Origin of the sequence: Streptomyces sp. NPDC048650, assembly GCF_043199095.1 — a bacterium.
GTDB lineage: Bacteria > Actinomycetota > Actinomycetes > Streptomycetales > Streptomycetaceae > Streptomyces.
The window spans coordinates 244,848-257,206 of record NZ_JBICVM010000005.1 but is presented as its reverse complement, the minus strand read 5'-3'; the positions used below and the strand labels follow the sequence as shown (position 1 = coordinate 257,206).

Annotated in this window: 9 protein-coding genes; 6 read left to right on the top strand and 3 right to left on the bottom strand. The window is 69.9% G+C overall.

Features of this window, described 5'->3' with window-relative positions; translation table 11 throughout:
• Positions 1-19: 19 nt before the first annotated feature.
• Both ACGFML_RS16340 and ACGFML_RS16335 read right to left on the bottom strand, forming a co-directional pair.
• Complete coding sequence (locus ACGFML_RS16340; protein ID WP_393544172.1) at positions 20-979, bottom strand: carbohydrate kinase family protein; 960 nt, start codon at positions 977-979, stop codon at positions 20-22.
• A 475-nt stretch (positions 980-1,454) separates the two neighbouring features.
• Entirely contained in the window at positions 1,455-3,149 is a 1,695-nt protein-coding gene (locus tag ACGFML_RS16335; protein WP_393544170.1) for a purine-cytosine permease family protein, read from the bottom strand.
• Positions 3,150-3,826: 677 nt separating this feature from the next.
• On the opposite strand from ACGFML_RS16335, the gene ACGFML_RS16330 reads away from it, so the two are divergent.
• Positions 3,827-4,054, top strand: coding sequence for a DUF6458 family protein (locus ACGFML_RS16330; RefSeq protein ID WP_393544168.1), 228 nt, complete (start codon positions 3,827-3,829; stop codon positions 4,052-4,054).
• A gap of 131 nt (positions 4,055-4,185) precedes the next feature.
• Positions 4,186-6,090, top strand: a complete 1,905-nt coding sequence (locus ACGFML_RS16325) for a glycoside hydrolase family 15 protein (protein WP_393544167.1) — start codon at positions 4,186-4,188, stop codon at positions 6,088-6,090.
• A 345-nt stretch (positions 6,091-6,435) separates the two neighbouring features.
• On the opposite strand, the gene ACGFML_RS16320 is transcribed toward ACGFML_RS16325, so the two are convergent.
• Positions 6,436-7,482 (bottom strand): cation diffusion facilitator family transporter, encoded by a 1,047-nt coding sequence (locus ACGFML_RS16320; RefSeq protein ID WP_393544165.1) that lies wholly within the window; start codon positions 7,480-7,482, stop codon positions 6,436-6,438.
• 409 nt (positions 7,483-7,891) lie between these two features.
• Here ACGFML_RS16320 and ACGFML_RS16315 point away from each other — a divergent pair, with 409 nt between their 5' ends.
• From ACGFML_RS16315 to ACGFML_RS16300, 4 genes are all read left to right on the top strand, one after another.
• Positions 7,892-8,437 carry a bacterioferritin gene (locus ACGFML_RS16315; protein WP_393544163.1) on the top strand — a complete coding sequence of 182 codons (546 nt, stop codon included), beginning with the start codon at positions 7,892-7,894 and terminating at the stop codon, positions 8,435-8,437.
• A gap of 156 nt (positions 8,438-8,593) precedes the next feature.
• A complete protein-coding gene (locus tag ACGFML_RS16310) occupies positions 8,594-10,159 on the top strand; it encodes an FMN-binding glutamate synthase family protein (RefSeq protein WP_393544684.1) in 1,566 nt (521 codons plus the stop codon).
• 13 nt (positions 10,160-10,172) lie between these two features.
• Positions 10,173-11,906 (top strand): thiamine pyrophosphate-dependent enzyme, encoded by a 1,734-nt coding sequence (locus ACGFML_RS16305; protein WP_393544161.1) that lies wholly within the window; start codon positions 10,173-10,175, stop codon positions 11,904-11,906.
• A gap of 190 nt (positions 11,907-12,096) precedes the next feature.
• Positions 12,097-12,267 (top strand): hydrophobic protein, encoded by a 171-nt coding sequence (locus tag ACGFML_RS16300; protein WP_393544159.1) that lies wholly within the window; start codon positions 12,097-12,099, stop codon positions 12,265-12,267.
• Positions 12,268-12,359: the final 92 nt, after the last annotated feature.

The following is a 12,359-nucleotide window of genomic DNA, read 5'->3' as shown; positions in this document are numbered from 1 at the left end:
TCGTCGGAAGGTGTTCGGGTCACGCCGGAAGGCGCGCCACCCACTGCTCCAGCTCCGTCGCGTCCGGAGCCGCGCTGGAGCCAGTGGCCGTGACCGATGCCGCTCCGCAGGCGACGCCCGCGGCCAGGCAGCCGGCGAGTCCGGCCCCCGCCAGCCGGCGGTGCAGGAATCCCACGTTGAAGCAGTCACCCGCTCCGGTGGTGTCCACGACCTCCACCGGCGGCGACGCCTGCGCCACGCGCTCACCGTCGTGCACGGCGACGGCGCCCTGGCTGCCGCGTTTGACGACCACCGTGGGAACCAGGTCCGCCAGCACCTCCAGGGCCTCGTCGACGGTGGCGGTCCCGGTCATCCGCAGCGCCTCCGCCGTGTTGGGCGCGAAGACGTCGACCTGTCCGAGCACCTTCTGCACGGCGGGCATGGCGACGCTGCCGGGGTGGTCCTGGCAGTCCATGAACACCGTCACCCCCAGCCGCTCCGCGACCTCCAGCGCCTCGGAGACGTCCGGGCCGTAGTGCAGGTACGGCAGCATCAGCGCCACCGGCCGGTAGGTCTCGACCAGTTCAGCGAGCGGGCGCGCGGCCACCGGGTCCTCATAGGTGATCATCGCCCGGTCGTCCGGGCGGGACAGCGCGACGGTGACATTGCGCACCGGGCGAGGATGGTGCCGGAAGCCCTGCTCGTCCAGGTCCTCCCCGCGGGCCACCTCGAGAACCTGACGGCTGAAGACGTCCGTGCCGAAGTCCGCGGCCCACACCGCCGCGCGTCCCAGTCGGCGCAGCCCCATGGCCAAGGTGAACGCCCCGCCGGGCACCATGCCGAACCCGTCGGCCCACACCTCGTGGCCGAACGCCACCGGACCTGCCAGTCCGCGGAACACGAGGTCGACGGAGTACGCCCCGGCCACCAGTACCCGGCCGTCGGCCGCGGGCGAGCGCACCGGGTCAGCCGGCGCGTCCGGCTCCGGTACCCCTGCCACCGCCGCACGATGTGATCCGCTCACGTCCACCAGCAGCCACCCCCACCCCGATTCGCCGCCACTCCCGACGGGCGGCGGTCGAACAGTCAGCACCAGGCGCTCCCGGGCCCGGGAGCCACGAGGCCTGTGCATCATGGCGGGACTGTAGGCAAACAGTCAGTGAACGACGCCGATAACGGAAAGGGATGTCCGAAAAGGGATGACCGCGTGCGGCTCGAAGCGATCCGCTCCTGCCGTCTCCACAACGGTGGGCCGCAGCGGGGGTCGGCTCGACCCGCCCCGCTGCGGCCCGACCCGCCCCCACTGCGGCCCGGCGACACCGTCGCCTCACGATCGGAGGCATCGGGAACGGTGGCCGGCACCGTGGTGCCCGGACCGCAGCCCGTTCCGCTGCCCTTCCGCTGCCCTTCCGCTGCCCGTTCCGCTCCCCGCCGCCCGCAGGCGTCCCGGGAAGCGGCCGTGATCGGGCTCGTCGTCATGCCTCCCGCGGCGCGCCGACCGCGGCCGGGGCCGCGGGCAGGAGGTGGTCGCCGGTCTTGTCGATGGTCAGGCAGAGGGAGCAGACCATCGCGTCATGGGTGTGACAGGCCGCCAGGTCCGGCCGCTCGAAGGTCTGGTGGCACACATGGCACGCGTAGAGGCCGGCGCTCGGGTTGCCGTCGTCGTCGAGGAGCGGCTCCGCGATGCCGTCGTCGGCGCGGCGCAGGTAGTACCGGCCCTTGGTCAACACCGCCATGACCGGGGTGAGCACGAAGGCGATCACGGCCGCAGCGACCGGCGAGTAGGGCTGGAGGGCATCGCCGAGGGCATGGAAGTACATGGCGATCGACAGGCCGGAGGCGGCGACGAAGGCCACCACGCCCACGGGGTTGACGGCGTAGAGCATGCCGCGTCGGAACTCGGGCGCCTGCGGGGAGAGTTTGAGCAGGTACTTGTTGACGATGATGTCGGTGGCGACGGTGACGACCCACGCGATGGCGCAGTTGGAGTAGAAGCCGAGCACGGAGTTCAGGACGCTGAACATGTCCGTCTCCATCAGCGCCAGGGCGAAGGCCAGGTTGAGCAGCACGAAGACCATACGGCCCGGATAGTGCTTGGTGATGCGGGTGACGGAGTTGGTCCACGCCAGCGACCCCGAGTACGCGTTGGTCACGTTGATCTTGATCTGACTGATCACGACCAGGACCACGGCCAGCGGGATCACCAGCCAGGAGGGCAGCATCGCATCGAACGCTCCCCGGAACTGCTGGATCGGCTCGGTGGCCGCGGCCGGGCCCACCTCGGCGAGGATGTAGACCGCCAGGAACACCCCGATGGCCTGCTTCACGGCACCGAGCACCACCCAACCGGGGCCGGCCATGACCACGGCGGTCCACCAACTGCGGCGGTTCTGGGGGGTCTTGGGCGGCATGAACCGCAGATAGTCGATCTGTTCGCCGATCTGCGCGATCAGCGAGAGGCACACTCCCGCACCCAGCAGCACCGAGGCGGTGTCGATACCGCCGTCGCCGCCACCCGTGTAGGACAGGAAACGGTCGACCGTGCCGGGGTCGGTGCCGATCAGGTACAGCAGGGGGCCCACCATCAGGAGCAGCCAGATCGGCGTGGTCCACACCTGGAGTGTGCTGAGTGCCTTCATCCCGTAGATCACCAAGGGGATCACCATCAGGGTGGAGACCAGGTATCCCAGCCACAACGGCAGCCCGAGGCCCAGTTTCAGGCCCTGGGCCATGATCGAGCCCTCCAGCGCGAAGAAGATGAAGGTGAAACTGGCGAAGATGACGCCGGTCAGCACCGAGCCGTAATAGCCGAAGCCGGAGCCACGGGTGATCAGGTCCAGGTCGATGTTGTAGCGGGCGCCGTAGTAGGCGAGGGGAAAGCCGGTGACGAAGATGACCGCGGCCGCGACGGCGATCGCCGCGAGCGCGTTGCCGGTGCCGTGGGCCAGACCGATGCCGGCCCCGATCGAGAAATCGGCCATGTAGGCGATGCCGCCGAGGGCGGTGGTCGCCACCACCATCGGGGTCCACCGGCGGTAGCTGCGCGGAGCGAACCGGAGGGTGTAGTCCTCCAGCGTCTCGGAGGCTGCCGGCTTCTCGGCGGCAGGCCGCTCTTCGGGCGCCGGACCGCTCCGGACGTCGTCCACTGCCGGTTGTGGTGAAACACTCATGCCGCGCCTCCTGGGGGTGATCGGCCCTGTGCTGTGCCGTACGGCCGGGCAGACAGCCACGGGCCTGCGCGAGGCGGGCAGCCGCCGGCCGTACGCGTCCCCGCTTGGCACCGTTGGCAGGAGGGGAGGGAGGGGAAGCCCGCTCGGGAACATCCGGGCGCGGGCAGCTCAAGACGGCAGTGCGGCGCGTACCGGTGCGGGTCTCCGGGGCCCCTGCGTCAGGACGGACCGTGCCGGACCGGTGGGTCCGTTTCGGTGTCCGTGACACGAACGCTAGGCACGGCGTATTTCGCGCCCCCGCTCCCCCGGTGAACGGGAGGTTTCCGGGGTCTCACCGAGTGCGGCGGGTGGCGGGCGCCGCGCCTCATGCCCGCGCTCCGGCCGGACCGGCCTGGAGCCGGGCGAGGGAGCGGGCCCGGGGCGTAGCCCGCCCCCGAGCCTGGGATGCCACCGGTTGCGCACGCCGGCACGGTGCAGAACGCGGGTCGGTCGTCATGCCGGCGTGTTCCGCCGTTGAACTACCGCGCACCGAACGAGAGCCGCACGGGACGGACTTGAGCGGCGTCGGACGACCAGGGGGTGTCCGCAACGCCCCGTCGTCCGCCCATGAACGTCTCTCCCGTGGGCATACGCCAAGCCAGCAGGTATTCCCTACTGACCACGACGGAGAGGAAGCCATGGGTATCGGTGGATGCATAGGACTGCTCGCGGTGGGCGCCATTTTGACGTTTGCCGTCGACTGGCACATATCCGGGGTCAACGTCGACCTGGTGGGGATCATCATGATGGTCGTCGGCGTGATCGGTCTCGCGGCCTACGTGAACATCCTCAAGCGCCGCCGGGTCCAGCCCCCGGCTCCCGGGGCGCCCGTGGTGGACGTCGAGGAGACGCGGACCTACCGCTGACCGACGGCGGGCACCGCACCTGCGCGGACGCCTTCACTTCGTCGTCGTCCGCTTCGAAGAAGGCAGCTGCGGTCCCCGCCGTCGCCGCTCGACTCCGCGGACGGCACGCAGGGACCGAGGAGGGCAGAACGATGGCAGGCGACCGCACCGCAGCGGACGGGGCCGACGGGAGTGACCGGCAGGCAGGGCGGAACGACGCCCCCGGGGCGCGCTATCTGCCCATCGCCGACCACGGACTTATCGGGGATCTGCGGACGGCGTCGCTGGTGGGGACGGACGGCCGGATCAACTGGTTCTGTGCCCCGCGCTTCGATTCGCCGAGCATCTTCGGGGCGCTGCTCGACGCGGAGAACGGCGGCTGCTGGCACCTCGGCCCCGTGGACGGTGTCGCCAGGCACCAGCAGTACTACCTGCCCGACACCAACATCCTGATCACCCGGATGCTGACCGGAAGCGGCATCGTCGAGATCCAGGACTTCATGCCGGTCGTCCGGGAAAACGACCGGCACCACCGGCAGCGCCTGGTGCGACGGGTGATCAGCGTCCGCGGCAGCACCCGCATCCGGACCGTCATCGCCCCGCGGATGAACTACGGCCGTGACGAGCACACCGCCGAACTCCAGCCGCACGGCGTGCGCTTCACCAGTGCCGCGCAGGCCCTCTCCCTCCAGGCCAGCGCGACACTGCGGGTCGAGGGCCGGGATGCAGTCGGAGAATTCGGCCTGGCCGAAGGGCAATCGGTGCTCTTCGTCCTGGAATCCGCGGAGACGGTCGGCGGTGACCCCGCCGTCGACCTGGTCGATGCGCAGGCGGCCGAGGAGCTGTTCCAGTCCACCACGCGATTCTGGCGGGGATGGCTGAGCCGGTCCACGTACACGGGGCGCTGGCGCGAGCGCGTCCACCGGTCGGCACTGACACTCAAACTGCTCACCCATGAACCCACCGGCGCCATCGTGGCCGCCCCCACGCTCGGCCTCCCCGAACAGATCGGCGGCGAGCGCAACTGGGACTACCGCTACGTCTGGATCCGCGATGCGGCCTTCTCCCTCCACGCCCTGCTGCGCCTCGGCTTCACCCGCGAGGCGGAAGCCTTCATCGGCTGGCTGACCGCGTGCCTGCGCGGCGCCCACGACGGCGACCGCGGGCCGTTGCGGGTGCTCTACTCCATAGACGGCGATGCCGACCTGCCCGAGACCGTCCTGGACCACTGGGAGGGCTACCAGGGGTCGCACCCGGTGCGGGTGGGCAACGGAGCGGCCGACCAGCTCCAGCTGGACATCTATGGCGAACTCTTCGACTCCGTCTACCTCTTCGACAAACACGGCGCCGGCATCTCCCACGAGAGCTGGCGGGATCTGTGCACGATCCTGGACTGGCTGCTGGAGCACTGGGACAGCCCCGACGCGGGCATCTGGGAAACCCGCGCCGGACAACAGCGTCACACCTATTCACGGTTGATGTGCTGGGTGGCCGTCGAGCGGATGATCCGGATCGCCCGGCGGCGCGGGCTGCCCGGTGACCTCGAACGCTGGATGTCCGTGCGCGACACGATCTACCACCAGATCATGGAGCACGGATGGAGCGAGCAGGACCGGACGTTCGTCCAGCGGCTCGGTGACGGCGCCGACGAACCGCCTGCGAGCATCCTGGACGCGTCGCTGCTCGTGATGCCAATGGTCAAATTCCTGTCGCCGGAGGATCCCCGGTTCTGTTCCACGGTGCGCGCGATCGAGGCGAATCTCGTCACGGACAGCCTGGTCTTCCGCTACGACCCGAAGCAGTCGCCCGACGGGCTGGACGGTACGGAAGGCACCTTCTCGATCTGCTCGTTCTGGTGGGTGGAGGCGCTGGCCCGCAGCGGCCGGCTCGAAGACGCGAGGCTGGCGCTGGAGAAGATGTTCACCTACGCCAACCACCTCGGCCTGTACGCGGAGCAGATCGGGATGACCGGCGAGCACCTGGGCAACTTCCCGCAGGCCCTCACCCATCTCGCGCTGATCAGTGCCGCCACGAGCCTGGACGGTTTCCTGAAGTAACCCATCTCAGGGGCCCGCCGACGTGGCGCGGGGAGCGCCTCCAGGGACCGTCCGGCGGATCCTGCGGCCGCTGCGCGGCCATGGGCCCGGCGGCTTCGGAAAGTGGCGGCGGCGTGCGGGGGGGGGGCCGTTTGCGGGTGTGTCCGGCAGTGGGGGCGTACGGGGTCCGCACGAGGCTGCCCGAGGCGCTTCCCGGGGCTTTCTTCCAAGTCCCCCCAAACCGGCTCTGAACTTCTGACCCACCGGCCCTGCCCCCGGCCGCCGGCGCCGCTCGGGCACGCCCCCGCTCACCCGTGGGCACCGGCAGGGGAGGGCCCCGGGCAGCGCTCCGCCCAGCGACAGCCGTTAGCGGGCGTCGTCCTGCCGGCGGCCGGCCACCACGTCGTCCAGTTGGCGACGGGCGCGGCCGGCCCGACTCCGGTCGGCGGGGGAGGCGTCCGTGACGTCGAGGAACAGTTGGTCGAGCTCCGGCCAGTCCGCGCGGAGCTCGGCCTTCGTCCGCACCAGGGCCTCCTCGACCTGCTCGCTGTCGAGGCCGGCCACCAGGTCGATGCGTGCCGCGAGCATCACCGAGTCCGGTCCGAGCCGCATCGTCATGGCCGCGGTGACGGTGTCGATCTCGGGCCGCGTATGCAGAAAGGTGATGACCTGCTGTTGCAGCTCGGGGGCGGCCGCCTCGCCGATCAGCTGTGCCCGGGCGCTCTTGCCGAGCATGTACGCCACGTAGACCAGCAGAGCGCCGATCAGCAGCGAAGCCCACGCCTCGTAGGCGCCGTTACCGGTCACCATGTGGAGTGCCATGCCGAGCATGGCCAGCAGGACTCCGAGGCAGGCGGTGCTGTCCTCCGCCAGGACGGTGCGCAGGGTCGGATCGTCGGTGGCCCGGATCTCGCCCAGCATGCCGCGCCGGTGGGACTTCGCCTGAGCCCGTACCTGTGTCAGGGCCCTGAGCAGCGAGGTGCCCTCGGCCAGCAGGGCGACGGTCAGGACGATCAGGCCGATGAGATAGCCCTCGCGTGATTCCGACTCCCCGGCACCGAATGCCTCGATGCCCTGGAAGAACGAGAAACAACCGCCCGTCACGAAGATCCCGACGGCCGCGAGGAGGGACCAGAAGAACCTTTCCTTTCCGTAGCCGAACGGGTGGAGGCGGTCCGCCGGACGCTCGCTGCGTTTCAGGGCGGCCAACAGGAAGACCTCGTTGAGACTGTCGGCCACCGAGTGAGCGGCTTCGGACAGCAGGGCCGGGGAGGCGGCCACCAGGCCACCGACCGTCTTGGCCACGGCAATTCCGAGGTTGGCGGCGAGAGCCACCCACACCGTTTTCCGGGTCTCCCCGTCGCGCCCGCCGGATGTCGATCCGGCAGGGTCCCGCTCACGGTCACGGCTCATGTGAAACCTGTTCTCCTTCCCGGCTCCGGGTCCGAACTACGGTCCCCAGCAAGGGTTCCCCGCAATGCCGGCACCATTCCTCCGCCGCTTCCTGCGGACCAGGAATACTCGGATGCCATCGGGGCAGGCGACACTCCGTCACGGAGTGGCACGCCATCTCGTCACGAAGTGGAACACGAAGCAGACACAGCCTGGCCGAAACACCTGGGCATGAATTCGGAACCACTGCGCCGCGCTCACCGCGAGCTGATCGCCGCTCCGGCGCGACGCGATGTACGTTGCCGGTGTCCCATTCCACCGAAACGTCCGACGACCTTTCGTCGGGGCATGACACCAGGTCATCCCGGGCACGCGAAGGCCCGAGACGGTGAAATCACGGAAACCAGGCCAAGCAGAAGGATGGAGAGTCATGGCTGAATTCCTTACCGACATCGAGACCATTCGGGAGCGGGCGCGCCACGAAATCGAAAAGGGTCCGGTCACCGACGCGTACGGCGCCGACCTGAAGCGCGTCCTACAGGTGCTGAACGAAGCCTTGGCCACCGAAATCGTGTGCACCCTGCGGTACAAGCGGCACTACTACACCGCTTCCGGTCTCTATTCCGAACCGGTCGCCGCGGAGTTCCTGGAGCATGCCACGGAGGAACAGCAGCACGCCGACAAGCTGGCGAAGCGCATCGTTCAGCTCGGCGGCGAGCCCGATTTCAACCCGGACACGCTGACGAAGCGCTCGCACTCGGGGTACGACGAGAACCTCGACCTGGTAGCGATGATCAAGGAAGACCTGGTCGCGGAGCGCGTGGCCATCGCTTCCTACACGGAGATCACGAAGTGGCTGGGTGACGGCGACCCCACCACGCGGCGCGTGTTCGAGGAGCTCCTCGCCCAGGAGGAGGAGCACGCCGACGATCTGCGCGGCCTGCTGGAGCGGATGCCGCAGCACAAGAAGGGCTGACGCCGCGCCGGAGGGGCGGGGCCACCGCCGCCGTACTACTTCTCAGGAGCGATCGTGTCCGACAACGGTGGTACCGGTGGGGCCCCGACCGCCTCCGGCATACGGAGGCCCGGCCGGGCGATACGCCGCGCTCCCCATCTGGTGCGGCAGGCGGCGGTGGGTGCGCTGCTGCTCCTGGCCGCCGTCCTGGTGACAGCGTCGGTGCAGGCGTCGCCCTGGTGGTGGCCACCGGCCCTGCTGTTCCTGGCACTCGGTGCACTCGGCGTGGCCGATCTGACGCAGCGCACCCACTCGGTGCTCCGCAACTACCCGGTTCTGGGCCATCTGCGGTTCGTGCTGGAGGCCCTCAGGCCGGAGCTGCAGCAGTACTTCATCGAGCGCAACTTCGACGGCCGCCCCTTCGACCGTGATGTGCGCAGCATGGTCTACGAGCGCGCCAAGGGCACCGAGGCGGAGGCGCCGTTCGGCACCGAACGGGACGTCTACGCCACCGGCTACGAGTTCATGGTGCCGTCCATGGCTCCCAAGCCGGTGCCCGATCCCCCGCCCACGGTCCGGATCGGTGGCCCCGACTGCACCGAGCCGTACGACATGGCGCTGCTGAACGTCTCGGCCATGAGCTTCGGGTCGCTGTCGGCCAACGCCCTGCTCGCCCTGAACCACGGGGCCGCCATGGGCGGGTTCGCACATGACACCGGTGAGGGCGGTCTGTCCGAGTACCACCTGCGACACGGCGGCGACCTCGTCTGGGAGATCGGCACCGGCTACTTCGGATGCCGGACCGGGAACGGGGAGTTCGCACCGTCCGAGTTCGCCGACAAGGCCGCCCACGAGCACATCAAGTGTGTGTCGCTGAAGCTCTCCCAGGGGGCGAAGCCGGGCATCGGCGGCGTACTGCCCGGCGGCAAGGTCAGTTCCGAGATCGCCCGGGTGCGCGAGGTGCCGCAGGGCCGGACAGTGGTGTCCCCGCCCTACCACCGGACCTTCTCCACCCCGCGTGAGCTGGTCCGTTTCCTCGCCAGGATGCGAGAGCTGGCCGGCGGCAAGCCGACCGGATTCAAGCTGTGCGTCGGTTCCCGGGCGCAGTTCCTCTCGGTCTGCAAGGCCATGCTGGCGGAGGGCGTGACCCCCGACTTCATCATCGTGGACGGCGCGGAGGGCGGCACCGGCGCCGCTCCCCCGGAGTTCGCCGACCACCTGGGCTCTCCGCTGACCGAAGGGCTGATCACGGTGCACAACGCGCTGGTCGGCTGCGGCCTGCGCGACCGCATCAAGATAGGCGCGAGCGGCAAGGTCGCCACCGGCGCGGACGTGGTCAAGCGCCTGGTGCAGGGTGCGGACTACACCAACGCGGCGCGAGCCATGATGATGGCCGTCGGCTGCATCCAGGCGCAGCGCTGCCACACCAACACCTGCCCGGTCGGCGTGGCGACCCAGGATCCCCGCCGGGCCCGTGCGCTGGACGTCGGTGACAAATCCGCGCGCGTCCACAGGTTCCAGCGGGCGACGGTGGACAGCGCTGCACGGATCATGGCGTCCATGGGTGTCCAGCACCCGGACGAGCTCAGGCCGCACATGCTGCGCCGCCGCATCGACGCGCTCACCGTCCGCTCGTACGCGGAGCTCTACGACTGGCTGGCTCCCGGCGAGTTGCGGGCCGGCCCGCCGCCGGCCTGGGCCGCGGACTGGGCGGCGGCCCATCCCGATCGCTTCACCGTCTGAGAAGGGACCTTCCATGCCTCGCACCGTCGCCCAGGTCATCGTCGACGCACTGGCCCAGCTGCAGGTTCAGCAGGTGTTCGGGGTGGTCGGGGATGCTCTCAACCCGCTGACGGACGCCATCAGGCGTGCCGACGGCCCGGAGTGGGTCGGCTGCCGGCACGAGGAGGTGGCGGCCTTCGCCGCGGGGGCGCAGTCCCAGCTGACCGGGACCCTGGGAGTGTGCATGGGGACCGTCGGGCCGGGGTCCGTGCATCTGCTCAACGGCCTTTACGACGCGGCCAAGAGCCACACCCCCGTCCTGGCCATCGCCGGGCAGGTGCCGCTGGCCGAACTGGGCAGCGACGCGTTCCAGGAGGTGGACAACGATCTGCTGTTCCGGGACGTCGCCGTCTTCCGCGCCACGGTCGCGTCCCCGGACCAGTTGCCCGCCCTGCTGGAGAGTGCGGTGCGCGCGGCGCTGACGCGTAAGGGCGTGGCGGTGCTGACCGTGCCCGGGGACATCGGCGACCGGGAGGTCCCGGACGACCGGGAGCCCCGCTTCGCGTCGCCTCGGGCGAGCAGCCGTCCCGACGACCCCGTGCTCGAGGAGGCCGCCGGTCTCCTGGACGCGGCCGACCGGGTCACCCTGCTGGTCGGCCGCGGCGCCCGGGACGCGCGCGAAGACGTACTGCGGCTCGCCGAACGGCTGGCCGCGCCCATGGTGCTGACCCTGAAGGCCAAGGAGGGGTTCGAGGACGGCAATCCGTTCGAGGTCGGCCAGACCGGCCTGATCGGGAATCCCGCGGCCGCGAAGGCGCTGGACGACGCCGATGTGCTGCTGATGCTGGGCACGGACTTTCCGTACCGGGAGTGGTATCCGACGGGCAAGAAGGTCATCCAGGTCGATGTCGAGGCCGAGCACATAGGCCGGCGGGTGCCCGTGGACGTCGCGCTGGTCGGGGACGTCGGGCCGACCGTGCGCGGCCTGCTCGGCCAGGTGACGGAGCGGAAGGCGGCGGACCATCTGGAGCAGGCCCGAGGCCGTTTCGAGCAGTGGCAGCGGTCGCAGCTGAAGCTGGCCGCGCCCGGCCACGACAACGGGCTCCTCGGCAAGGTGCGGTCCAAGCTGGACAACCGCCGGCATCTGGTCCGGCCGGAGGCCCTGGCGTCGGCCGTCGACCAGGTCGCCGCCGACGACGCCGTGTTCACGTCCGACACCGGCATGGCCACCGTCTGGCTCTCCCGTTTCGTCCGCATGCGCGGATCGCGACGCCTGCTGGGTTCCTACAACCTCGGGTCGATGGCGAACGCGATGCCGCAGGCGCTGGGGGCGCAGTTCCTCGACCGCGACCGGCAGGTCGTGGCGTTCTGCGGTGACGGCGGGCTGAGCATGCTGCTGGGTGATCTGCTGACCATCCGCACCTACCGCCTGCCGGTGAAGCTCGTGCTCTTCGACAACCGGCGCCTGGGCATGGTCAAACTGGAGCAGGAGCAGGCGGGTCTGCCGGAGTTCGGAACGGAGCTCGACAACCCCGACTTCGCGGCCCTCGCCACGGCACTGGGGATCACGGGCATCAGCGTGACCGATCCCGCGCATCTCGCCGACGGCGTGCGGAAGGCGTTCGCCACCGACGGTCCGGTGCTCCTGGACGTGCTCACCAACCCCGACGAAATCTCCCTGCCGCCCAAACCCACCGTGGAGCAGGGCTGGGGTTTCGCCATAGCGAAGGCCAAGGAATTCATCCGCAGCGCGGGCGACACCGGCTGAGGGGCCGATGCCGGGCGGGGGCGGCGGCGGGGACACGGCACCGCACTGCGGCGCGGCATTCGGCAGCGGCAGCGGCAGCGGCAGCGGCGCTGAAATGGTCTTCGCTCCCGGGCGAGTGCGGACCTCACTCGCCCCTCGCCAGTGTGGTAATTCAAAAGGGGGGCACACGTGGTCTTGGAGGTTGATAACCATGGTTCCCCTGCTGCTCGTTCTTCTTCTCGCACTGCTGCTTTTCGGTGCCGGATTCGCCCTCAAGGCCCTGTGGATCGTCGCCGTGGTGGTGCTCGTCATCTGGGCACTGGGGTTCGTGATGCGCTCGGCCGGCGCCGGCGGGAAGCGTGGCCGCTGGTATCGCTGGTAGCCGGGCGCGACGATTGCGGCGCCGTACGGCGCGTGCTCTCCCGCCGCGGTTGCGATTCCGCGCACATAGGGAATCATGTGGTGCGGAGCCGA

Bases quoted from the DNA above. Each gene is read 5' to 3' on its own strand.
- ACGFML_RS16335 (WP_393544170.1), bottom strand. From the start codon at position 3,149: ATGAGTGTTTCACCACAACCGGCAGTGGACGACGTCCGGAGCGGTCCG.
- ACGFML_RS16330 (WP_393544168.1), top strand. From the start codon at position 3,827: ATGGGTATCGGTGGATGCATAGGACTGCTCGCGGTGGGCGCCATTTTG.
- ACGFML_RS16325 (WP_393544167.1), top strand. From the start codon at position 4,186: ATGGCAGGCGACCGCACCGCAGCGGACGGGGCCGACGGGAGTGACCGG.
- ACGFML_RS16320 (WP_393544165.1), bottom strand. From the start codon at position 7,482: ATGAGCCGTGACCGTGAGCGGGACCCTGCCGGATCGACATCCGGCGGG.
- ACGFML_RS16315 (WP_393544163.1), top strand. From the start codon at position 7,892: ATGGCTGAATTCCTTACCGACATCGAGACCATTCGGGAGCGGGCGCGC.
- ACGFML_RS16305 (WP_393544161.1), top strand. From the start codon at position 10,173: ATGCCTCGCACCGTCGCCCAGGTCATCGTCGACGCACTGGCCCAGCTG.
- ACGFML_RS16300 (WP_393544159.1), top strand. From the start codon at position 12,097: ATGGTTCCCCTGCTGCTCGTTCTTCTTCTCGCACTGCTGCTTTTCGGT.